Origin of the sequence: Veillonella sp. S13053-19, from assembly GCF_002959835.1 — a bacterium.
GTDB lineage: Bacteria > Bacillota > Negativicutes > Veillonellales > Veillonellaceae > Veillonella > Veillonella rogosae.
On record NZ_PPDA01000008.1, the window covers coordinates 369549 to 394390 of the forward strand.

At 37.7% G+C, this 24842-nt stretch carries 21 protein-coding genes and 1 riboswitch; of the genes, 3 read left to right on the plus strand and 18 right to left on the minus strand.

Annotation, left to right across the window (positions count from 1 at the left end):
- Positions 1-33: 33 nt before the first annotated feature.
- Complete coding sequence (locus tag VEHSUH06_RS05235) at positions 34-972, minus strand: DUF1848 domain-containing protein (RefSeq protein WP_105098027.1); 939 nt, start codon at positions 970-972, stop codon at positions 34-36.
- A 146-nt stretch (positions 973-1118) separates the two neighbouring features.
- Here VEHSUH06_RS05235 and VEHSUH06_RS05240 point away from each other — a divergent pair, with 146 nt between their 5' ends.
- Entirely contained in the window at positions 1119-1868 is a 750-nt protein-coding gene (locus tag VEHSUH06_RS05240) for a class I SAM-dependent methyltransferase (RefSeq protein ID WP_105098028.1), read from the plus strand.
- 111 nt (positions 1869-1979) lie between these two features.
- Here the strand turns inward: VEHSUH06_RS05240 and VEHSUH06_RS05245 are convergent, their stop codons facing one another.
- The 10 genes from VEHSUH06_RS05245 to ribD all read right to left on the minus strand — a co-directional run bounded on the left by VEHSUH06_RS05245 (position 1980) and on the right by ribD (position 12189).
- Entirely contained in the window at positions 1980-2642 is a 663-nt protein-coding gene (locus VEHSUH06_RS05245) for a hypothetical protein (RefSeq protein ID WP_105098029.1), read from the minus strand.
- Positions 2643-2746: 104 nt separating this feature from the next.
- Positions 2747-4036, minus strand: coding sequence for an amidohydrolase (locus VEHSUH06_RS05250; protein WP_105098030.1), 1290 nt, complete (start codon positions 4034-4036; stop codon positions 2747-2749).
- A 120-nt stretch (positions 4037-4156) separates the two neighbouring features.
- A complete protein-coding gene (locus VEHSUH06_RS05255) occupies positions 4157-5401 on the minus strand; it encodes an adenosylhomocysteinase (protein ID WP_105098031.1) in 1245 nt (414 codons plus the stop codon).
- A gap of 75 nt (positions 5402-5476) precedes the next feature.
- A complete protein-coding gene (gene mtnA, locus VEHSUH06_RS05260) occupies positions 5477-6541 on the minus strand; it encodes an S-methyl-5-thioribose-1-phosphate isomerase (protein WP_105098032.1) in 1065 nt (354 codons plus the stop codon).
- A gap of 42 nt (positions 6542-6583) precedes the next feature.
- Complete coding sequence (gene mtnP, locus VEHSUH06_RS05265; RefSeq protein WP_105098033.1) at positions 6584-7378, minus strand: S-methyl-5'-thioadenosine phosphorylase; 795 nt, start codon at positions 7376-7378, stop codon at positions 6584-6586.
- 120 nt (positions 7379-7498) lie between these two features.
- The gene (gene hslO, locus VEHSUH06_RS05270; protein ID WP_105098034.1) at positions 7499-8377 is read right to left on the minus strand and encodes an Hsp33 family molecular chaperone HslO; all 879 of its coding nucleotides are present in this window, start codon (positions 8375-8377) and stop codon (positions 7499-7501) included.
- 205 nt (positions 8378-8582) lie between these two features.
- Positions 8583-9044, minus strand: a complete 462-nt coding sequence (ribE, locus tag VEHSUH06_RS05275) for a 6,7-dimethyl-8-ribityllumazine synthase (protein ID WP_105098035.1) — start codon at positions 9042-9044, stop codon at positions 8583-8585.
- Between the two features lie 72 nt (positions 9045-9116).
- Positions 9117-10319 (minus strand): bifunctional 3,4-dihydroxy-2-butanone-4-phosphate synthase/GTP cyclohydrolase II, encoded by a 1203-nt coding sequence (locus VEHSUH06_RS05280; protein ID WP_105098036.1) that lies wholly within the window; start codon positions 10317-10319, stop codon positions 9117-9119.
- 18 nt (positions 10320-10337) lie between these two features.
- Positions 10338-10994 carry a riboflavin synthase gene (locus VEHSUH06_RS05285; RefSeq protein ID WP_105098037.1) on the minus strand — a complete coding sequence of 219 codons (657 nt, stop codon included), beginning with the start codon at positions 10992-10994 and terminating at the stop codon, positions 10338-10340.
- Entirely contained in the window at positions 10975-12189 is a 1215-nt protein-coding gene (ribD, locus tag VEHSUH06_RS05290; protein ID WP_105098038.1) for a bifunctional diaminohydroxyphosphoribosylaminopyrimidine deaminase/5-amino-6-(5-phosphoribosylamino)uracil reductase RibD, read from the minus strand. Before ribD ends, VEHSUH06_RS05285 begins: the two co-directional genes overlap by 20 nt.
- Before the next feature lie 68 nt (positions 12190-12257).
- A riboswitch (FMN riboswitch) is annotated at positions 12258-12373 on the minus strand.
- 297 nt (positions 12374-12670) lie between these two features.
- Here ribD and poxB point away from each other — a divergent pair.
- On the plus strand, positions 12671-14413 hold the full coding sequence (poxB, locus tag VEHSUH06_RS05295) for a ubiquinone-dependent pyruvate dehydrogenase (RefSeq protein ID WP_105098039.1): 1743 nt from the start codon (positions 12671-12673) through the stop codon (positions 14411-14413).
- Positions 14414-14511: 98 nt separating this feature from the next.
- Here the strand turns inward: poxB and VEHSUH06_RS05300 are convergent, their stop codons facing one another.
- The 6 genes from VEHSUH06_RS05300 to VEHSUH06_RS05325 form a co-directional block, all read right to left on the minus strand.
- Positions 14512-14970 (minus strand): hypothetical protein, encoded by a 459-nt coding sequence (locus VEHSUH06_RS05300; protein WP_105098040.1) that lies wholly within the window; start codon positions 14968-14970, stop codon positions 14512-14514.
- 55 nt (positions 14971-15025) lie between these two features.
- Positions 15026-15235 carry a hypothetical protein gene (locus tag VEHSUH06_RS05305; RefSeq protein ID WP_105098041.1) on the minus strand — a complete coding sequence of 70 codons (210 nt, stop codon included), beginning with the start codon at positions 15233-15235 and terminating at the stop codon, positions 15026-15028.
- 125 nt (positions 15236-15360) lie between these two features.
- Positions 15361-19149 (minus strand): PolC-type DNA polymerase III, encoded by a 3789-nt coding sequence (locus tag VEHSUH06_RS05310; protein WP_105098042.1) that lies wholly within the window; start codon positions 19147-19149, stop codon positions 15361-15363.
- 2 nt (positions 19150-19151) lie between these two features.
- The gene (gene holA / locus VEHSUH06_RS05315) at positions 19152-20129 is read right to left on the minus strand and encodes a DNA polymerase III subunit delta (protein WP_105098043.1); all 978 of its coding nucleotides are present in this window, start codon (positions 20127-20129) and stop codon (positions 19152-19154) included.
- Positions 20130-20140: 11 nt separating this feature from the next.
- Positions 20141-22378: a ComEC/Rec2 family competence protein gene (locus tag VEHSUH06_RS05320; protein ID WP_370397695.1), complete on the minus strand. Its 2238-nt coding sequence runs from the start codon at positions 22376-22378 to the stop codon at positions 20141-20143.
- Complete coding sequence (locus tag VEHSUH06_RS05325; RefSeq protein WP_105098045.1) at positions 22338-22907, minus strand: helix-hairpin-helix domain-containing protein; 570 nt, start codon at positions 22905-22907, stop codon at positions 22338-22340. The genes VEHSUH06_RS05320 and VEHSUH06_RS05325 overlap by 41 nt, the downstream gene beginning before the upstream one ends.
- Positions 22908-23018: 111 nt before the next feature.
- Here VEHSUH06_RS05325 and VEHSUH06_RS05330 point away from each other — a divergent pair, with 111 nt between their 5' ends.
- Entirely contained in the window at positions 23019-24248 is a 1230-nt protein-coding gene (locus VEHSUH06_RS05330) for an aminopeptidase (RefSeq protein ID WP_105098046.1), read from the plus strand.
- A gap of 89 nt (positions 24249-24337) precedes the next feature.
- Here the strand turns inward: VEHSUH06_RS05330 and VEHSUH06_RS05335 are convergent, their stop codons facing one another.
- On the minus strand, positions 24338-24817 hold the full coding sequence (locus VEHSUH06_RS05335) for a dCMP deaminase family protein (RefSeq protein WP_009352594.1): 480 nt from the start codon (positions 24815-24817) through the stop codon (positions 24338-24340).
- Positions 24818-24842: the final 25 nt, after the last annotated feature.

Sequence of the window (24842 nt, forward strand, 5' to 3'; positions counted from 1 at the left end):
CGATTTGAGTTTCGTAATTCCTCGTAATTCTAGTTAAAATAGACTCTCTTGTGTAAAAGTTTCGTCTACAACCCAGCTCTTTTCCGTACTTTCTTTAATAATTGCTGTTTTTGAAAGTGTGCCAATTAGTAAGCTAGAATTTGGATCATGTTGCATTCGATGTTGACGAACTGTAGCTTGATTCGTATTGGCATAACAATAACGACAGAAGTGACTACAGCTATCGTAAGCGCCAATATCCCCATGTAAATAACAATTACACTCAGGTCTAGCTGGTGTACGTTTCGGTGCTTTTAATGTTACATTCCAAGCTCGTTCATAACAGTCTAGTGTAAGACAGCCTTCCGTATTAACACCTAATTCTTTGAAAACGTCCCCTTCTCCACAGGTTTTAAGTATCATATGATGAGAATGAGCTATAGATACTAATTCTTTAATGATCTTCTTTTGAATAGCTAAACTTGGTCTATAGCCTTTAGGAAAATTATGAGCTACTTTATCAAAAATATCTAAAAAACTAACAATAACTGTATCGGTATAGCCCATTAAGGACTTTGCCATTTTATAAAAGCTTTCAAAATGAAAATCTATTGTATAGTCATTAGTTAAAATGATTGGATCATAGCGCCACACCATAGACTGAGGATTTAGGTCATTAGAAATATGTTTAAAGCCTTCTATTACAGCCTCATATTGCGGTACATAGGGCTCAATATTACGCCCATAAGGGGTTATGGTCATATGCCAATATTGCCGATAATCTTTAATTTCATTTAGTAATGGTATAAATGGCAATGGATTTTTCGTACAAAAAGCAATACCATCTACTACCTCGTGATTAATAGTATAACGCGTTACTTGTAGTGGATTGTAAGGATTTTGAACGTCTACGTAACCTTCATGTATACGATTAATTAGCCACTGACCATAAAAGGCAGGTATATCTGTACGTTGTCCAGTTTGTAATATCATAGCTCTGCCCTTTCATTAAACAAAATATAAAAATATTATAACATATCAACCCCTATGTATTTATAGTATAAATGTGATTTTTGCTGTATAGTTTATTCATATTTTATGGTACTATAAACACTATAGAATATGGGGAGATTTTACGTATGAACGATATTTTTGAACATAACCATCCTATGAAGGACGATAAAGAATTTATTACATCCTATTGGACAGATCGAGCTCACGATTTTGGAGCCTTACGAGCTAAAGAATTAGAAAGCCCTAAACTTAAATTATGGAGAGATGAACTAACAAGTCATATCTTTGATTCTGATCGCTCTTTACGTATATTAGATATTGGTTGTGGTGCAGGCTTCTTTAGTATTATCCTCTCTCAACTAGGACATACAGTGCACGGCATCGATATTACGCCTAATATGATAGACGAAGCAAATCAACTAGCAGAATCCCTTGATTGTGATGCTACCTTCTCCGTTATGGATGCAGAAAATCTCAGCTTTGATTCCAATACCTTTGATATTGTTGTGGCCCGCAATGTAACATGGAATTTACCACATCCAGATAAAGCCTATGCTGAATGGTTACGTATCATTCGTCCAGGTGGTTTAATCCTCAATTATGATGCGGAACATGCTCGCAATCACCATGACTTACCACAATCGGTTCATCACGCTCATGAACATGTAAGCAATGAATTAAAAGAGCGGTGCCATACTATTTATCATATGCTTGAAATTTCATCCTTTACACGTCCTCAATGGGACAAAGAAGTGCTCACAAAATTAGGTGCTAGCTCTGTCACCATTGATTCCATAGTAGGAACTCGTATTTACAGTGAAGAAGATGAATTTTATATTCCTGTACCAATGTTCTTGGTGAAAGTAATAAAATAACATTAAAAATAAAACATTACAAAATAAACCCACTCCATATGATATATCCCCCCTTTATTAAGTATCTAATAAAGGAATATATCATAATAGAAGTGGGTTTTCTTTTATAAATCATTTCTTATTGTCTTTAATGATAGAGTCATCAAAGTTATAGGTTGTTATAAATTTTGTTTTAGGATTTGCTGCATTCCCAATCTCTTCTAAATATTTATTAGAAGCTACTTGAAGGTCTTTCTTATACGCATCGGCCAATGTTTGTAAATTGTTCGTATCGCTTACTCGTTTAAAGGTCTGATCCATAAATTTAATAGTATCTGTTTTTGAATCATAAATAAGATCAGTATTTGGTATGTCCCTAATATCCATCTTAATTGTATTTAAATTCGAGCTATCTGCGTTACCTACTATATCGTTAGCACTCATTACAAGTGTAAGTTCCGTAATATAATTTAGACGAGCTTCCTTTATATCCCCTACCATTTGAGTAGATTCAATTACAGGTCTCTTTTCAGGCGTCGTATATTGATAATTATAAGCTTTCATATCTGCAGTATAAATCGTCTTACTATCATTTCGAGCTGTAAGATTCATCGTAAAAATAGGCGTGTCAACAGCACTCACTACATTTTGAACGGTATAGCCTGAGTAAGCAATCCATTCCCCTTCAGGTCCTTTAGACTGAGAAGACGCACTATTACTACTACAACCAGCTAATATCAATAAACTAACTAAGGCGATACAAAGTGAAAGGTATTGAAGTATTCTTTTTAGCATAGCAGTACCTCGCATACAAACTTATATTATTTAAATACAAACCTGAAAAATACTACAATAGACAGCAAAAAGCAAATCTGTTACAGATATAATTTTTACTAATATTAGTTACTGAAATACGCTTGAGCCTTAGTAATTTCTGCGCGAAGTTTTTCTTCATCAATAGTAAGCAATTCTTTGTTTTTCATAAGAACTTTGCCACCTACAATTGTAGTATTTACATCAGAGCTGTTTGCAGAGTATACAAGTGCTGCTAAATCGTTGTAACGAGGCATCCAGTGCATACCAGATACGTTATATAGCACGATATCTGCACGATAGCCTTTCGCTAATACACCAAGGTCTGTATAACCAAGTGCTTTCGCTCCTTCTACAGTGCCCATATGCCAAGCTGCTTGTGCAGGAATAGCTTTAGGATCGTAAAGACGTGCTTTATGTAAGGTAGCAGCAAGGCGTACTTCTTCAAGCATGTCCGCATTATTATTAGATGCGGAACCATCCGTACCAAGCCCAACAGTAATACCTTTACCAATCATTTCAGGAACATGTGCAATACCACTTGCTAATTTAAGGTTAGATTGTGGATTATGTGCTACTGCTACATTATTTTCAGCCATAATTGCCATATCTTCGTCTGTAACATGAACACAGTGTGCGGCCAATGTAGTATTCCAGAATAAACCTAGGTCATGCATATGAGCGATTGGAGTTTTACCTGTAGCTTTCATAACATTCTCCACTTCCCCTTTGGTTTCGGACAAGTGCATATGAATGCCACAGTTTAATTCATGAGATAAGGAAATAACCTTCTCCATATAAGCATCTGGACAAGTATATGGCGCATGTGGTCCTAATAATACCTTGATGCGGTCATTATCAAAGCCATTCCAAGTGCGGAATAAATCAGCATTCTCAACTAATGCTTGATCTGCTGTGGGAGAAACACCTGCTAAGCCACGAGATAATACAGAACGAATGCCAGTTTCTTTTACCACCTCAGCGGTAGTATTCATAAAGAAATACATATCGCTAAAGGTTGTAGTACCAGTGCGCAACATTTCGGCAATGCCAAGTTGTGTGCCATAACGGACATAATCGTCGTTTAATTTTGCTTCTGTTGGCCAAATTGCTGTTTCAAGCCAGTCCATAAGCTCAAGATCATCTGCATAGTTTCTAAATAGGCCCATCGCAATATGAGTGTGCGTATTTACAAGACCTGGCGCTGCTAATTGGCCTTTACCATCTAGCACTTCCTTAGCAGTATCTTTTGCCTTAGTAGCTTCACTGTCATTTAAAATAGCTGTAATATATCCATTTTCAATTTCAATGGCATGGTTTTTAAGAACGCCCTCATCGGTGAGAACGTCTACATGAGTAATCAATAAATCAGACATAGTCTTCCCTCATAGGTATAACCGAGCCATAATAGCTCGGTTATAGTTATTAATTCTGAAAGTTTATAGTAGTAATAATACACCTAAGCCTATCATTTACTATTACATTTCTATTCAATATTAGTTTACTTTTGTTAAGTAATCGATTTGTTCTTGTGTTAAAGAGTCTAAATCATAGCCCATGGAGTTCAATTTAAGTTTAGCGATTTCCACATCTAATTCATGAGGCAATACATATACTTTTGGCTCCATTTCTTTGCCGTTTTTCAAGATATGCTCTGCAGCAAGAGCTTGCATAGCAAAGGACAGGTCCATGATTTCTGCAGGGTGACCATCGCCAGCTGCAAGATTAACTAAGCGACCTTCAGCCAATACATAAAGTTTACGACCATCAGCCATAGTATAGCCTTCGATATTTTGACGAACGCGCTCATGGCTTATAGCAAGGTCAGCTAGTTCAGCTACGTTTACTTCGCAGTCAAAGTGACCTGCATTACACATGATGGCTTTATCTTTCATCACTTCGTAATGTTCTTTTACAATAACATCTTTACAGCCTGTTACAGTACAGAAGATATCGCCTACTTTAGCAGCTTCTATCATAGGTAACACTTTGAAGCCATCAAATACAGCCTCAACGGCTTTAATTGGATCTACTTCTGTTACATATACATGAGCACCAAGGCCTTTTGCACGCATAGCAACGCCTTTACCGCACCAGCCGTAACCAGCAACGACAACATTTTTACCTGTTACAGTTAAGTTAGTAGTACGCATGATGCCATCCCAAACGGATTGACCAGTACCATAACGATTATCGAAAAGATATTTACAGTAAGAGTCATTTACGGCAATCATAGGGAATGTTAATTGTTTAGCATTCTCTAATGCGTATAAACGATGTACGCCTGTTGTAGTTTCTTCGCTACCACCGATAAGACGTTCTTTAGCGTCTTGCCGTGTAGTATGTAACAAGTTTACTAGGTCACCACCATCATCGATGATGATATGCGGTTTATGATCCAATGCTTTATGAAGGAAATCAAAATATTCTTCATCTGTGCAATCATACCAAGCATATACAGTGATACCCATATCTACAAGGCCAGCGGCAACATCGTCTTGTGTAGACAATGGATTAGAACCAGTTACGATAACATCAGCACCACCACGTTTCAAAACAGTGGCAAGATAAGCTGTTTTTGCTTCTAAGTGAACACTAACAACAATAGTTTGGCCTTTGAAAGTTTGTTCAGCTTCAAAACGATCACCTAATGTATTTAAAGTAGGCATAAAGTTAGAAACCCAATCAATTTTTTTACGACCTTCTGCTGCTAAGTTAATATCTCGAATTAAGGATTGCATAATAACTCCTTTTACTAATATGAGTTGATATAGTTAATATAAAGATTTGATAGTAAACCCACTTGGATTTATTCGTTATTTAGATTCTACAATTTGGCGTAGCTTACCAATTGACTCTTCGTAATTTGAAGTCAATACACCTTCTTCGGTGATGATAGCAGTTACGAGTTCATGAGGTGTTACATCAAATGCAGGATTTAGTACACCAATGCCATTAGGCGCTGTTTGAACACCATGTAAAGATGTTACTTCATAATCGTCGCGCATCTCGATAGGAATGTCGCTACCATTTTCCAAGGTAAAGTCAAATGTGCTATATGGTGCGGCTACATAGAACGGAATGTTATGGAATTTAGCGAGAACGGCTACACCATAAGTACCAATTTTATTAGCTACATCACCTTTTGTCGTAATCCGGTCTGCACCGACAATAACAGCATCGATAAGGCCTTGTTGCATAGCATACGCAGCCATATTATCTGTTTCTAAGGTTACAGGGATGCCATCCTCATGAAGCTCAAAAGCAGTAAGACGAGCGCCTTGTAATAATGGCCGTGTTTCATCCGCATATACCCGTTCTAGTTGACCATTTTCATGAAGCTTACGGACAACGCCTAGAGCAGTACCTAGACCACCAGTAGCTAGTGCACCAGCGTTGCAATGGGTTAAGATACGAATATTTTTCTTACCTTCAAATAATGTAGCCCCTGCTTCGGCCATACGACGGTTCAAAGATACGTCTTCTTCGTGAATGATAATAGCCTCTTTAGTAATAAGGTCTACTACTTCACTCATAGAGGACATACTTGTAACATTAGCTTTTACAAGAGATATAACACGATCTACAGCCCATGCCAAATTGATTGCTGTAGGACGTGTTTCCTTTAATGTTTCACTAAAGTCGTATAGACTTGTTAATTGTTCACTAAATGGAGCCTCTTGGCGACCTGCTTCCATAGCCGCTAAGATTAAACCATAGCTAGCTGCTACACCAATAGCTGGAGCCCCACGAACGCGAAGCATCTTAATTGCTTCAGCTACTTGGCGCCAATCAGTACAGTGCACATAGGAAATATCTGTTGGTAATTTAGTTTGATCTAATAATACTAGCGTATCTTTACGCCATTCAATATTAATCATAGCATCTCCTTCGATGAACTACTGTTTTCTAGGATGAATGGATTATAATTTGAAACCACCATATTCATGCATGCGATTGTGAGCATCATAGCGAGCGTCTACATCGATTGCATCAATAGCACCCAAGATAAGAGATTTAAGTTGAGCCGCCATTTCACCCATCATTTCTACTACTTCACCATGCGTCAAGGCAGCTTCAGAAATACCTGCTGCATAGTTAGTAATCATAGAAATTGTAGCGTAAGCCATTTCAGCTTCATTAGCGAGATTTACTTCTGGTACATTCGTCATACCAACTGTATCACCACCGAGCATATGGAACATTTTAATTTCCGCCGGTGTTTCAAAACGAGGACCTTCAGTACATACATAAGTACCACCGTTATGAATTGTAAGACCTTGTTCTGTGCCAACCTTTTGAAGAATAGCACGCAATTCTGGGCAATAAGGATTTGTTACATCAAGATGTGCTACTGGACGGTCACCACCTTCATAGAATGTAGTGATGCGGTTCTTAGTGAAATCTAAGAATTGGTCAGTCAAAACGAAATGACCAGGCTTAAAGTTTTCATTCAAAGAACCTACAGCAGTCGTAGAGATAATGAATGTAACACCTAATTTTTTGAGCCCCCAAATATTAGCTCGATAATTGATTTTATGTGGAGGAATTGTGTGATCTTTGCCATGACGAGCAACAAAGATTACTGTTTTTCCGTGGTATGTACCTTGTACATAATCTATTTCACCAAATGGTGTCATTAAGGATTCTTCATGAATATTTTCAAAGATGGACGGATCATAAACGCCAGTACCACCAATTACGCCAATTGCACTCATTGTGACCTCCTAATAGTAATAACTCTTATCTTTTATTTTCTCATAGAATACAAAAACAGGCTATAGGAAAAACCATATAGCCTGTAATTTTTGTATAGGTTATTTAATTCTTAAAAGTAATTATTGTACGGGACCTTTTGGTTTGAACATATCTTGAAGTTCTTCACGACTGAAGTGATATTTTTCATTGCAGTAATGACATACAAGCTCTGTAGTTTCGTCTTCTAGAATAGCCTTTTTATCATCTTCACGCAATGTCATAAGAACACCGGCAAAGCGGTCGCGACCACAGCGACATTGGAAGCTAACAGGCTCATTATATACTTCATTAACAGTTAAGCCATCAAGAACGTGTTCCATAAGACCTTTACCATCTGGATGTGCTTTCAAATATTCTGTAACAGGGCCTAGTTCATTAATGTTTTTCTCTACTTGCGCTAATGCTTCATCAGTAGCATCAGGCAAAGCTTGTACGATAAAACCACCTGCTACAACCGTATGGTAATCTGGATCCACCAATACGCCAAGGCTGATGGTAGACGGTACTTGCTCAGAAGCATATAAATAGTATGCTAAATCCTCTGCAACTTCCCCACTTTGAATCGGGCTTGTAGAGGTATAGTCTTGGGCCAATTGTGTAAATCTCGTAACTTGTACTTCTCCATTATAACCTACTGCAGCGCCTACATCAAGCTTGCCAGCATGCTTCAAAGGTACATCTACATGTGGCTCATCTACGTATCCTCGAACCGTATTATCAGAAAAAGCATCTACGTGAACTACGCCTAGTGGACCATCACCTTTAATGCGAAGGCTTACATTTTCATGGTTTTTAAAATCACCAGCTAATAAAATAGCGCCTGTCATGGCACGACCAAGAGCCGCAGTTGCTACAGGCCATAAATCATGACGTACACGAGCAGTTTCAACTGTATCTGTTGTTACAGCTAAAGACATACGAACCCCTTCTCGGGTAGTAAAACGTTTTATATAATCCATTCTATCAATCCTTATTTCTACTTAATCTACTTAAGCTATTTAGATATATTTTTATATTGCTTATATAGTATATCACGTCAAATATGTACATTCAAATTATAGAGAATATATGTTCGGCTAGTCTATATTTAATGTAAAAGAACATATTTTCGACATTATAAAAACACCCAGTACTATAGAATACTGAGTGTTTTTGATAGTCTTCTTAGAATTGATCGATAAGGTTAACCATTTCAATAGCGCCCATGGCACAATCATAACCTTTATTACCCGCTTTAGTACCAGCACGTTCAATAGCTTGTTCAATATTTTCAGTAGTTACTACACCGAACATAACAGGAATACCAGTTTCTAAAGAAACATGAGCAATACCTTTAGCTACTTCATTACATACATAGTCATAATGAGTAGTAGCGCCGCGAATTACGGCACCAACGCAAATAACTGCATCATATTTACCAGATGAAGCCGCTTTTTTAGCAATCAATGGAATTTCATAAGCACCTGGTACCCAAATAACAGTAATATCCTCTTCTTTTACATCGTGACGTAATAAGCAATCTTCAGCGCCACCAATTAATTTGGAAGTAATGAACTCATTAAAACGAGAACCGATAATAGCAAATTTCTTACCGCTACCTAATAAATTACCTTCTTGAACCTTCATTATGTTGACCTCCTATATTCCTATAAAGGAAATTCTTATGTGACGAGCAATTTGTTAAATAGAACTAAATAATTAGTCTTCTAACATATGACCCATTTTTTCTTCTTTTGTCTTTAAATACCCTGCGTTAAATTTGTTTGCCGCAATGATGAGTGGTACACGACTAGTTACATCGATACCCCAATGTTCTAAGCCATGACGTTTTTCAGGATTATTCGTTAACAAGCGAATACTCTTAATACCTAAGAAACGAATAATTTGAGCCGCCAAGGAATATTCGCGCATATCTGCAGGGAAACCTAATTGTTCGTTAGCTTCCACAGTATCTAGGCCTTGCTCTTGTAATGCATAAGCTTTAATTTTATTTGTTAAGCCAATGCCACGCCCTTCTTGACGCATGTATACTACAACGCCTTTGCCTTCTTTTTCGATAGCACGTAGCGCATTATCTAATTGTTCGCCACAGTCACAACGTTTGGAGCCGAACACATCGCCAGTTAAACATTCAGAGTGAATACGTACAAGGACATCGCTACAGTTTTGTACATCCCCTTTGACGATAGCTAAATGTTCTTTTTTATCTAATTCATTTTTGAATACAAAGATATTAAAATTACCAAATTTAGTAGGTAATTTAGAACAAGCACCAAGCTCAACCATGTCTTCATGCTGTTTACGGTATTCGATAAGCTCTGCTACGGAAGCAATTTTCAAATCGTGTTCTTTCGCAAATTTCATGAGATCTGGTAGACGTGCCATATCGCCGTCATCTTTTGTAATCTCACAAATAACAGCTGCCTCTTGTAAACCTGCTAGTCGGCAAAGGTCGATAGATGCCTCTGTATGACCTTGGCGTACTAGAACGCCACCCTCTTTATATACTAAAGGGAACACGTGACCAGGACGACGGAAGTCTTCAGGTTTAGCATTAAGGTCTAGTAATTTTTGAATTGTATAAGCACGTTCTGCTGGAGATACGCCTGTTGTAGTATCTACATGGTCAACAGTAACGGTGAAAGCAGTTTCATGATTATCTGTATTTTTAGTAACCATGGCAGGAATGCCAAGTTTTTCTAAAGCTTCACGGCGCATAGGCGTACATACGATACCGCGCGCGTATTTAACCATAAAATTAATATTTTCTTGTGTAGCAAACTCAGCAGCAATGATAAGATCGCCTTCATTTTCACGGCTTTCATCATCAACAATAATAACAGGTTTGCCAGCTTTAAGGTCTTCTAAGACCTCTGTAATAGAATGTAATTGTTCGCTCATAGGAACGCTCCTTACTCTTTATATAAATCCATTCTCTACTAAGAGGGATTGCATAGATTTCTTAGGTTTATCTTCGGTAGGTTCACTACCGAGATTCATAAAATGACGAATGTATCGACCAGCGATATCCGTTTCTAAATTAACCTCCGTACCAATATGGGCAGAGCCTAAAATTGTTTCGCCCAAGGTATGTGGAATGATAGATACGGAAAAACTGCTGTCCATTCGTCGCATAATGGTGAGGCTAATTCCATCAATCGTAATGGAACCCTTATAAATAACGTAATCCATAACGGATTTCGGTGCCTCTACGGTAAAGATAATGGCATTATCTGTTTGTTCCCGATTAATGATGCGGCCCGTCCCATCTACGTGACCTGCCACAATGTGACCACCAAATCTACCATTGGCGAGCATAGCACGCTCTAAGTTCACAGGTTGATGAACTTTCAAATTTGTAAAAGTAGTCATCTTGATTGACTCAGGCATAACATCAGCTGTAAATACGCCATTACCAATCGTTGTAGCCGTCAAGCATACGCCGTTTACAGCTACGGAGTCACCTATTTTTAAATCGCTAAATATTTTATTCCCCCGAATTGTTATGGCTAAGGATTTAGGGCCCTTTTTAATGCTTTCTACACGGCCAATTTCTTCAACGATTCCCGTGAACATAAGCGCCCCTCCTTCCTTGACGATACGCTTCGATGCGAATGTTATTGTCTAATACTTTAGTTTTTGTGAAGGTTAATTGAGGTGAAGCTTCTAAACTTTCAAAGCCACGACCACCTACAGCAGAAGTAGCCTCAGTACCACCGATAATTGTATTTCCTATGTAAGTTACAACTTTATCAAAATTCATCGTTTCTACAAAGGAACTAATGATAGCTGAACCACCTTCGACTAGAACTGATGTATAGCCTAGTTTTCCAAGTTTGGTAAGAATATCATCAATAGATAATTTCTTAATATCAATAACGATATCAGTACTCTTACTTTTACGTGTAGAAATAGATTCTACAATCGTAACAATGGCACCAACCTTTTCTAAAGCTTGAATCCGCTCCTTTGGACAACCTTTAGATACAAAGATATGAACCTTGCGATTTTCTATGTCAAAAACCTGACTATTAGTAGGTGTTCTACCTAGACTATCTAAGATAATTACATCCGGTTGATGAACATGTATGGGCTCATCAAGTATACTTGTATCTAATAAAGCCTCTGATAATTCAGCATCAGTTAAACGACAGTTTAATTGAGGATTATCTGCCAAAATTGTACCAATACCGACAAGCATCGCATCATGTGTGGCACGCAGTACATGGCCATCGCGGCGAGAGGACTCATTTGTAATCCATTGGGATTGGCCTGTAAAAGTGGCAATCTTACCATCTAGTGACATAGCACTCTTTATAGTTACAAAGGGTTTACCTGTCTGTATATACGTAAAGAAATGCTCATTGAGTTCAGCACATTCTTCACTACATAGGGGGCACACAACCTCTATGCCTGCCTCACGGAGTAAATCCATGCCCTTTCCAGATACTAGCGGATTAGGATCTGTACTACCTACTACGACTTTAGCTATGCCAGCTTCGATAATACGCAGCGCACAAGGTGGCGTTTTACCATAATGAGAGCATGGCTCTAATGTTACATATAAAGTAGCACCTTTAGCATTATCACCAGCTTGGTTTAAGGCATGAACCTCAGCGTGAGCTGTACCAGCTTTATGATGATAACCTTCACCGATTATTGTATTGTCTTTAACCACTACGGCACCAACCAAAGGATTTGGCGAAGTATGCCCTGTGGCTAATTTTGCCAGTGCAATGGCGCGTTTCATATATGCTACGTCATCCACCATATCACCTCAATAAAAAAAGGACTATATACATAGTCCTTGGGTAATCATAAATACGCACGTTAAATGTGCTTCGTCTTTTCTCATCCAGACTATACTGTCGGTATCGGAATTGCACCGATTCATACCCATAAGGTTCGCGGACTATACCGCCGGTAAGGAATTTCACCTGTCCCCAAAGACTCATCTATTTTGTTTCTGAATTAATAGTAACACTTTTATTATGGTTATGCAAGAATCAGAGTTTTGTATTGAGAAAAGATATTAAATATTGAACCTATAATAAAAATACTATTATTATATTTCTATTTTTTTTAGATGGAAAATATGTTAATACAAACAATATAAACATATATAAACTATCTATACATTAAATAGTGATATTTATCACATAATTACATTACAAACAGGTCTAATATAATATATATATATGGTTTTGATAACCATGCGTAATTGATATTGTTTATTAAATATAGGTGATAATATGGCAAAAAAACGAATTTCTGATGTACTTATAGAAGTCTTAGCCAATGCGGGTATCGATCGCATTTATGGTATCACTGGCGATAGTTTGAATTCTGTAAACGATAGTTTACGTCGCAATGGTAAGATTGCCTTTGAGCATGTGCGACACGAAGAAACAGCAGCCTTTGCTGCAGGCGCAGAAGCTTCTTTAACTGGAAAACTTACAGTTTGTGCAGGTAGTTCTGGTCCTGGTAACTTACATTTGATCAACGGCTTATTCGATTGTCATCGCAATCGTGTACCAGTATTGGCTATTGCTTCTCATATTCCACAATCCGAAGTAGGATTAAATTATTTCCAAGAAACTCATCCAGAAAATTTATTCAAAGAGTGCTCTTGCTTCTGTGAGCTTATATCTAATCCTAAACAAATGCCTGAAATTCTATTCCGTGCTATGAATGCCGCTGTAGGTAATCAAGACGTTGCCGTTATTGTCCTTCCTGGTGACGTGGCTGTAATGGAAATGGAAATCGATGAATTACCAGTATGGCATCACCCTCGTTTACCTCACATCGTTCCACAACGCGATGATATTGAAGAAATGGCAGCTCATTTAGAAACAGGTAAACGTATTACTCTATTCTGTGGTGCAGGTTGTGAAGGTGCACATGATGAAGTGGTAGAATTAGCAAAACGCTTACAAGCACCTGTAGTACACGCTTTCAGAGGTAAAGAATGGGTTGAATGGGATAACCCATATGATGTAGGTATGACAGGTCTATTAGGCTATACATCTGGTTATCGTGCTATCGAGCAATGCGATACACTTGTCATGCTTGGTACAGACTTCCCTTACCGACCTTTCTATCCAGAGAATGCAAAGGTAATCCAAGTTGATAGAGATCCTAGTGCATTAGGTCGTCGTGTACCACTTACTCAAGGTATTATTGGTACCGTAAAAGATACATTGAAAGAATTATTACCTCTTATAGGTCAACGTGGAGATACTGAATTTATCGACACTGTCCGCAAAGCATATACTAAGTTTAGAGGAGACTTAGACAGCTATGCTGTAGCTGAACCAGATGGTGTAGCAATTCATCCGCAATACTTCGTAAATCGTCTTAATAAATTAGCTGCTGACGATGCTATCTTTACCTTTGACGTAGGTACTCCAGTAATTTGGACTGCGCGTCACTTAAAAACAAATGGCAAACGTCGTATCTTAGGTTCTTATAATCACGGCTCTATGGCTAATGCTATGATGCATGCCATCGGCGCTCAAAATGCATGTCCAAATCGTCAAGTCATTTCCCTCTCCGGTGATGGTGGTTTCACAATGATGATGGGCGAAATGCTAACATTGAAACAACTTAACTTACCAGTTAAAATCTTTGTATTCAACAACGAAGAACTTAGCTTCATCGCTATGGAAATGAAAGCTTCTGGTTACTTAGACTATGCTACAGACTTTGTAAATCCAGACTTTGGTAAACTTGCTGAAGCAGCTGGTATCAAAGGTGTAAGCATTACAAACTCTAGAGAAGTAGACGAAAAAATCATGGAAGCTCTCAACCATAATGGTCCTGTTATCGTCAATGTTCGCGTAGACAAACAAGAACTTGCTATGCCTCCTAAAATTGCTTACCAACAAGCTAAAGGCTTCAGCAAATACTTGATCAATGCAATCCTTGACGGCCGTGGTACAGAGCTTAAAGAAATGGCCAAAACAAACTGGATGAAATATAAATCCTTATACTAAAACCTGCCAAATATTCAAAATCTGTCAAATAAATAAACTGCAAAACTTTCAAAAAAATAGGTGTCATCAAATGATGACACCTATTTTTTTGATTAATTTTAATCATATACTGTTATAAAACCTTCAGTCCATCCCCTTAAATTAAGAGTGATAGTATCTATTCCTAAACACTCTATGCCATGTACTTTAAATATATCCCAGGTTTTATACCACTCTATTGCTTTCTCTGCATATTTTAAAGTACTAAATAAACCTATGTATCCTGAACATGTATAATAATCATCTATATCATAATCATACCAAACACCATAAACTTTATTGTTTATTATTTCATAACTAACTTCATTACCTATATGAGCACAATCATTTAAATAGTGAGTTGTTATCGAAAATGAATCATCAGCCAAATCAGAAAAACCTATCAAATTTTTTGACTCAGTTAATGCTTTTTCTGCTAATGATAATTTAGAATAAAAGCCTAGGCCAAAATACTCTGTATAAGGTAACTCATTATTCTTTTTATAGTGAGCTACAGCTTCATATATTGGAACTCTCATAATTAACCAACTCGTTACAAAAAAAAACAATATAAATATGACACTCTAATAATTTCTATCTATAATAATCGTCCTCGTAATCATCTTTATACCGTATTGCATCGAGATCTGATGGGGATAGCACATTACCTTCTTTATCAACATATTCTCTAAATTCGTTATAATATACGCCTGGAATATCTGATTCTTCTAGTTCAGGTATATCCTCTGACTCAATATCCCAAAATTCTATCTCCACAGATTGATTTTTACATTCCTTTGTCAAATTACAACACTCCCTAGTACAAATAATATATCTTAATTGTATTGTAGCAAAATATACAAAAATAAGCACTATATCTGTTTTCAGGTATAGTGCTTACTTTGTATTAAGACTAATCTTATATTTAATTATGCCCCAAAGAGTGACATTTGTTCGTCTTCAGGTAGTTCACCACAGCATTTGAGTTCTTTCATAAGATCAATGATAGTGTTAGATACCTTACAACGACGTTGCAAGTCTTTTAGAGAAGTAAACGGACGTTCTTCTCGTTCAGCTACGATAGCATCAGCTACTGTTTCACCAAGGGAATCTATAGCAAGAAATGGCGGCAATAAAGCACCATCTTTAATGCTAAAGCGTCTAGCTTCGGAGTGTTGAATATCTACATTAATAAATCGATAGCCACGTTGGTACATTTCCATGGATACTTCTAAGGCGCTCATAAGATCCTTATCTTTAGGACTGGCAGCTCGATCAAGAGCCTTAATACGGTTAAACTCAGTCATTTGCGTTTTAAGATCTCCCGTCATAATGCGCAAATCAAAGGCCTTAGCCCGAATGGAGAAGTATGCTGCATAGAATGCCAATGGATGATATACCTTAAACCATGCAATGCGGAAGGCCATCATTACATAAGCTACCGCATGGGCCCGTGGGAATAGATAGGAAATCTTTTTACAAGATTCAATAAACCACTCAGGAATATTGTTTTCTCTCATTTCTGCTTCGAATTCCGTCGTCGCTTGACCTTGTTTATTCCGCTTTTCAATGCCCTTCCCTTTACGCACATTTTCCATTACAAAGAAACTATGCTTTCGATCCATACCGCGATGAATTAAGAAGTTCATTACGTCATCACGAGTAGAGATGGCTTCGTTCAACTTACAAGTGCCATTCTTGATAAGGTCTTGCGCATTATCGAGCCATACGTTGGTACCATGAGAGAAACCAGAGATACGCACTAAGTCGGAGAACGTTTGAGGACGAGAGTCTTCTAGCATGCCCCGTACAAATTTCGTACCACATTCTGGTACAGCCAAGCTAGCTACTTGGTCTCCTTGTAATTGCTCAGGTGTTAAGCCAATACCCTCTGTAGAGGAGAATAGACTTAAAGTACGAGGATCATCGAATGGAATAGTTTTAGCATCGATACCAGTCAAATCCTCTAGCATACGAATGATAGTAGGATCATCATGGCCTAAAATATCAAGCTTAGTCATACGACCTTCGATGGAGTGATAGTCAAAGTGTGTTGTTAGTACGCCGCTTTCCTTCTTATTCGCCGGATGTTGTATAGGCGTAAAGTGATGCACATCCATATCGCGAGGACAAACCATGATACCGCCTGGATGTTGTCCAGTAGTATTCTTTACGTTTGTAAAGCCTTTTGCTAGATGTTCAAAGAAACCACTACGAGCTTGAATATCTCGAATTTCGGCGTACTTTTTAACATAACCAAAGGCCGTTTTATCCGCAATAGTACCGATTGTACCAGCTTTAAATACATTGTCACGTCCAAATAGCTCTTCCGTATATTTGTGAGCTTTAGCTTGGTAATCACCAGAGAAATTAAGGTCAATATCTGGAACCTTATCACCTTCGAAACCAAGGAAGATAGCAAACGGAATATCATGACCATTAGTTTGTAGCGCATGACCGCATTCAGGACAGTCTTTACGAGGCAAGTCAAAGCCACCTGCATATTCGCCCTTTTCAAAGAATTCTGAATATTTACAATTAGGGCATACATAATGCGGCGGTAACGGATTTACCTCGGTAATCTCAGACATGGTTGCTGCAAAGGAAGAACCTACAGAACCACGAGAACCTACGAGGTACCCATCATCAAGAGATTTTTTTACCAGTTTATGCGCAATGTAATACAATACGCCGTAACCATTGGAGATAATACAATCGAGCTCATAATCGAGACGCTCTTGTACTACGCGAGGCAATGGATCACCATAAATGGCTTTCGCATTTCGATAGCACATTTCTGTGAAAGCTTCATCGGCACCTTCAATTTTTGGTGAGTATGTACCATCAGGAACTGGCTTAATATCTTCAATGCTATCATTGATAGCACGAGTATTGGTAACAACTATTTCATAAGCTTTTTCTTCACTTAAATAAGGGAAAGATTCAAGCATTTCATCAGTTGTACGCAAATGTAAATCCGGTTGTTCATCTGCATCTGGATAGCCACAAGCAGTTAACATGATTTCACGATAAATCTTTTCTTCTGGCGTCAAATAGTGAACGTCACAAGTAGCACATACAGGTTTGTTTAAGGCCTCACCTAATTCGATAACTGTTTTGTTCATATCGATAAGAGCTTGCTCATCTGGCATAAGGCCTTTACGAACCAAGAACATATTATTCGTATGTGGCTGAACTTCTAAATAATCATAGAAGGAAGCTACTTCTAACAGCTCTTCCTTGGTTGCACCGCGAACAATGGATTGCATAAGTTCACCAGCTTCACAAGCAGAGCCTATAATAATGCCTTCACGATGTTCTTCAATAACAGAACGAGGCAAACGAGGTCTCACCTTATAGTGTTCAAGGTGAGAAATAGATATCATCTTGTACAGATTGCGCAAACCTACCATATTTTTAGCTAATAAGATAATATGGTATCGTTTATCTTTTTCTTTCTTCTTTTTCTTATCTACAACAGGTTCTTCATCACGAGCTACCGTTTCATCTTCAATGAGATAGCCTTCTACACCATAAATAACCTTAACGCCCAACTCTTTACCAAGGGCTTGCGCCTCTGGGAAGGCTTGAACAACGCCGTGGTCAGTAATAGCAACTGCTGGATGACCCCATTTTTTTATTGTTTTGAATAAATCTTTAACAGATACGAGGGCATCCTTGTCGCTCATCTTAGTGTGTAAGTGAAGCTCTACACGAGAGTCTGGACGGTTTTCAGTGCGTACCACACTAGTCGTTTCCAAAGCTTCAATACTGCGAATAGATAAAATGTAGTCTTTATCAAAGCGATCATCAAAGCTGACGCTACCTTGTACACGAACACGTTGCAAGCCTTTTAATTGTTTAAGTAACGCATCCCCTTCTTCAGGACTGTTTGTAAACTTGATGAACTTAATACTATTCGTATCATCTACAATACTGCCGTTAACGATACTTTTACCAGTCTTAGTATCACGTTTATCTAAGCCTACTAATACACCTTCAAAGATGACACTAGGTGTATCCAAGGTACCCATAATTTTAGAAGTGACCCCTTCAATTTTAGGGCCTAAAATCATGCCTTCATCAGTAGGTGCATCCTTCGGTGCACGACGAGGATATTTTCCATCCCCTTCACTACCTTTAGCAGTAGGTTTTGTAGTACTTTTATGTGCAAAACCTTTACTTGCTTTAGGTGTACTGCTCACAGATGTGATAGTATCACTATTGCTAGATGCTGCAGCCGTTTGATTAGAACGAGATACAACGACAGGACTATTATTAAAATAACCAAGTTCTACAGCTTCAACAAATGGTGCAAAATCATCATCAAACTCGGCAAAGTCATCTTCATAATCATAACCAGCAAAGGATTTACCTCTAGGCGCTTGGTTTTTAGCCTCTTCAGCTTCCCGTTGTGCCTCTGCGGCCTCAATCCATTCACCTGCACCACAGCCACCACCATAATAATAGGTATCTAAACCTTCCCCAGTTTCAGTATCTACTTTCCAAGCAAAACAGCATGCTGTATCAGTATTGGTTGGAATATCATCAAAGGATATATTCTTCTCCTTATACCAAGCAGATAATCTGTCACGTAGACTTAGTAGTGTAGAAAACGCAGAGTCCGCAGCTTGTATCGTCACATGTTGGCTATGACAGTTCACATAGAAGGATGATTTCTTATTCTGTTTTGGTACAACACGATAACGTACTTTCATTTTTATCCCTTATACCCACAATAGGTAATACATAAATCTCTAAATCGCCAAATATCGCCCTTACTACTACGACTATCGAGGATAATCTCATACAAGCCTTTTAATAGAGCTCGTAATGCTTTCGTAGAAATCCGAGAACTCGCTTCATAAGCCAGTTTAATCGGATACGGTTTAAATGACGAATCATAGTCCTTACACAAGTTTTGTATGGCTTGAACAGACATTCCCGCTTGTCGACATTCACTAACCAGTAGCTGTAAACGTAATTGCCCCTCAATATAGCTCATAGCACGGTCTAATTCTTTATAGCCAAACATAAATGGAAATAGTTCAAGCAATGTATCAATATCTCGTTTTAACAGAGCCTCTTTAAAGGTAAAAATATTTTTAGCTCCGTAATCACTGCCATTTTCTTCGAGGAATTCTTTAGTAATGACTTTTTCCCCTGTAATTTGCAAGAAATAACGATCAAATTCGGTTCTCATAAAAGAAACTGGTACATCTTGCCACAAATCGATGAGATGAGCTACATATTCCTGTGCATCAGGCGTCATTTTAAAGCCATGAGACGTACAGTACTGACGTATCCACATCACAAGGTCTGCCCCTTCAAGTCGCTTGCATTGGTGATTTGGTATTTTATCCAGAATCTCTTTATTCTGTTTAATCCGTTTATCAATCATATCATGATAAATCAACAGAATGGGATTATCCCCATTATATTCCATTATGAGCTCATACAATGGAATCCAAGCATCGCTATTTTTGCCGCTTTTACGAATGATAGGCAAATTAACTAAGCAGAATACCTTTCGATCCCCAAAAAGTGAATCTTCACATAGCTTTTCACTTATCTTCTGTGGTCCAGCTTCGTCGTCTAATACTGTCACTGGAAGGTCTGGATAGGCACTTAAAAATTTGCGTTTTTCTTCTTCAATTAATTGTGGCTCATCGCCATAAATGAGTTGAATATGTGCCATAGCTCCTCCTTTCACAGATAAATATCCTCAATATAGCTGTACCCCATTATATACATGTGTTCTGATGAAGGATCCACATCGCGTAACGCACCGTGGGGACTTCCAAATAGAACCGTACTAGTAGGTGAAATACGTCCAATGTCAGCCATTACACTAGACCGACTCGTTATATATAATGATTTAGTCTTATCATTTAATTTTAGATTTTTTTCTCTACTTTGTCCATTATATACGACGATTTGGTTCATACTATTTTTATATACCACCTTTGCAGAACCGTTACTGTGAAAGTACTCGACGTTTACTCTTTTAGGATGTACTCCATAGGCTCTAATGGCTTGATTAATAAGCCTTTCATTAGGTGCAGTCTTAATATGATCCGGCGCATCGATGAATAGATGTGCCCCTTCATGATTTGGTTCTATACAAAGTAAAACATTACATTGCTTCATTGGAATATAATGAACTAATGTCTCCTGGTGATGATGCATAACATAATAGGACGTGCCAAAGGTTAATATCATTAAAGATAATGATATAACTACATGAACAGTATATCTTTTTCTATGCGTCAAAAAATACGTAAATAAGCCTAATAGCACATAATAGATATAAGCACAATAAGGATGCATCATGCCAAGCCAAAGTAGACTGCCACTACGGCCTAACACATGATTTAAATATAAAGATATTCGCAATAGTACATCTACTAAAGACCATATTAACGATATAGGGAGTACATAACTGATTAAAGTACTTACAAAGATTAAAACTATGGATATATCTAATAGTGGCGCCACTATACAGGCTGCTAGCAAACTAGCTATGCTGATATAGTGAAAGTAATAGAGCTGTAACGGCAAAATTAATAACTGTGCAGATACACATAATACTAAAGGTGTTTTTATCCATCTTGGCAGCCACTGTATCCGCTCGTATAATACCTTTCCCCATATGAGCAAACCATAAGTTGCCCCAAAAGATAGTTGAAAGCTTACATCAAATAAGGAGAACGGATCATATATGACACATAAAATAGCGCATATACATAAGGCTTGTTTAGCCTGATATAATCGTCCCTTTATGTATGCCATACACATGAGAATGCTCATCATCGTAGCACGTACAACAGGTGTATCGCCGCCTACAATACCACAATATATACAAGCAACTATAATACCAAGGATTAAACATGTACGCTTTCTTAATTTAATAAATCGTCCCAGCCCATACACAAGTGCTAACAACAAAGCAATATGCGAACCTGATATGGATAAAATATGGATAAGACCTGTATAGGAAAAATCCTTCATTTGTTCTTCTCCAAGCTCACTATAATGACCACCTAAAGCTAAGGCTTGAGCTAATACCTTTTGTGGTCCCTCTAGATTATGACCAATATTTTTATCTATAGATTCGCGCAATACACCAGAAATTAATAGGCCTTTCCTATATAGTTTTTTAAAAAATGTGTCTTCATAGCGGAATATTTGTAATTCTTTGTTACTAGCAGAACGATATACACCATCATAGATCCGACCTCTAGTATTAGAGCTCATATATCGGCCTCTAAGATTTATACGACCCTCCTCTTCAATGAGAAATAATGGCTTTGGTGTACCTTCAATAATTGCATATTCTCCTAGTCCTATGGGATAGTTCGTAGTAGATACCTTTGAGTATACCTGCAAACGCCCCTGTGCTTTAATATAGTCATTTTTTGCAGTATCTTTATAGGGATGTAGACCATGGATTTCAATAGTATATTTGTAATAGTCCTGTCCGTTCAGATTTACTTTTTCAGGAGCCTCTACAACCGTACCAAGGTATTCCCCTTCTTGGTGTAAATAATATGATGTATAACTATTAAAATTTATAATCCGTAAATCAGTTTGATAATACGATAAACCAACTAAAAGAAAGACTAAGACTATTAACTTGCTAAGTGAATGCCCTCTATCAGACGTTTGTAATGCGTTAAACGATTGTAATGCTTTAAAAATACCCACAACTATAATAGCTAATCCCATAGCTAAGATGTAGCGCATCTGATTAAGTACTGGATAATATTGACCGTATCCTAATATTGTACCCACTATTATAGAACCCAATATAACATGTGCCCATTGACTATGTGTTAAAGCTTTACTATTATCGTTAACAGCATATCCATCAAGTAAGAGTCCATTATTCTGGCTATTTTGATGACTAAATTGTAATTTTGTCTTTAATCTTTTTAAATACTCCATCACCAATGCCCTTCACCCCCTTGATGCCTTCAACAGATGTAAAGGGACCTTTTTGTGATCGATATTCCTCTATTCTTTTAGCCATAGCAGGACCAATGCCTGGAAGAGAATCTAGGTCTTTTGCAGTAGCTGTATTAATATTTATCTTATTACCACGCAATAATGCTTCAGGATTTCCATGAAAGTTAAATACTACGTGGATATGATCTCCTCCGGTAACTGATTTAGCCATATTGATAGACTCTACATCTGCATACGGTAACAGTCCTCCTGCTAGCTTGATAACATCTCCTACTGTTGCAGAGCTTTCTAGCTCATATAGACCAGGTGAGACTACGGCCCCCGTAATATAAGCAATAGGTTTATTGGATATTTCTGCTACATTTGATATAGAAGAATTTCCATCTATTGCCCCTTCAACAAGGACAGAATCTGTTTCATCTGTTATAATAGGCCATAGGAAATAAATTCCTACTAAAATACATAGGATTAATATAATTATCATATACGGCTTCAATTTATATTTCATAGTGCACCTCCTACTGAAGGATTTCCCTATAAAATACTAAAGTCCTATCGTTGACTCTATTGGTCACATAAGCAGGACTTTTATAATTGATGTCGAATAAAAGGAGTATTCATGAATCAAGAAACATTAAAAAAATACGCCCATACATTACTAAAGTACGGCGTAAATTTACAGCAAGATCAAACATTAGTTATTTCTGTTGATGTAGAAAATAAAGACTTTGCAGTAATCGTTACTGAAGAAGCCTATGAACTAGGCGCAAAAGAGGTAGTTCTTAACTGGAGATGTTCCCCTATCGCTCGTCAACGTTTATTACATGCTAAAGAATCTGTCTTAGAAAAGCCTGCTAACTGGATTCCTGAATTCTATAAGCAGTACATCGACGATAAAGCAGCATTTTTATCGTTAATCAGTGCCAATCCTAAAGCACTAGAAGGTATCCCAACAGATCGTATTTCCTTACAGTCTCGCAATTTAAATAAAGCCTTATCCTTCTATCATACAGCCATTATGAACTCTTCTGTTACATGGTGTGTTGCCTCTGTACCAACCGTTCTATGGGCCGATTTACTTGGCTATGAAGGTACTGACGAAGAAAAAATTGACCAATTATGGGTAACATTATTAAAACTTTGCCGCATTGAAGGTATCGAACCGAAAGATACATATCGTCATCACATGGCAAAATTGCGTCACCGCTGTGAAGCTTTGAATAAATTAGACTTAAAATCTTTGCGTTACACCTGTGAAAACGGCACCGACCTTTTATTAGAATTACCAGAAGGCCATATCTGGCTAGGTGGTGAAGAATCTTCTAAAGATGGTACTATTTTCAATGCTAATATTCCTACAGAGGAAGTGTTCTCTGCCCCTCAATATAATGGTGTAAATGGCGTTGTGCACAGCACAAAACCATTGATTTACCATGGCAATACGATTTCTGATTTCTCCTTCACGTTCAAAGAAGGTAAAATCGTGGAATATACTGCAAAAGAAGGTTATGAAGTGCTAAAAGAATTAGTAGAAACTGATGAAGGCTCCCACTACCTTGGTGAAGTAGCATTGGTGGATCACTTCAGCCCAATTAGCCAATCTAATCAAATCTTCTACGAAACATTGTTTGATGAAAATGCGTCCTGCCACTTAGCCATTGGCGCATCTTATCCTACATGCCTCAAAAACAGCGATGGTTTATCTGAAGAAGAATTAAAAGAACGCGGCCTTAACCACTCCTTAACACATGTGGACTTTATGATTGGTCATGAACGCATGAATATTAAGGGATACACTCGTGATGGTCAAGCTATTGATATTATGATTGATGGTCGTTTACAAGTATAATTATTAGGCCACAACCTATTATGTAACTAAGATAAAGAAAAGCCCCTACCTACTTATAGTAGATAGGGGTTTTCAAGTATCAACACATGTTACACCGTAATATGTAAAGTACGTCCTGTAGGTTTATATTCAATAATTTCTACACCAGCTGTTTTGAGCATCCGTTTAGATGCCTTAACCTCTTTTGTATCTTTGTAGAGATCATCTCGATAGATAACAGCCTTAATGCCACTTTGAATAATGGCTTTTGCACATTCATTACATGGGAAAAGGGTTACATAGATCTTAGAGCCCTCTAGAGAGCCTCCTCGATAGTTTAAGATCGCATTGAGTTCGCTATGTACAGTATAGAAGTATTTATTATCGTCTGCTGTATCCCGTTCCCATGTGAAATCATCATCACTACAGTTTAAAGGCATACCATTGTAACCGATAGATAGAATTTTATTATCGTTACTTACGATGCATGCACCAACTTGCGTATTTGGATCTTTGGAACGTTGTGCCGCTAAAATGGCAACGCCCATGAAGTATTCATCCCAAGAAATATAATCGCTACGTTTTGCCATAATTACCTCACTTAAAAATAAGCCC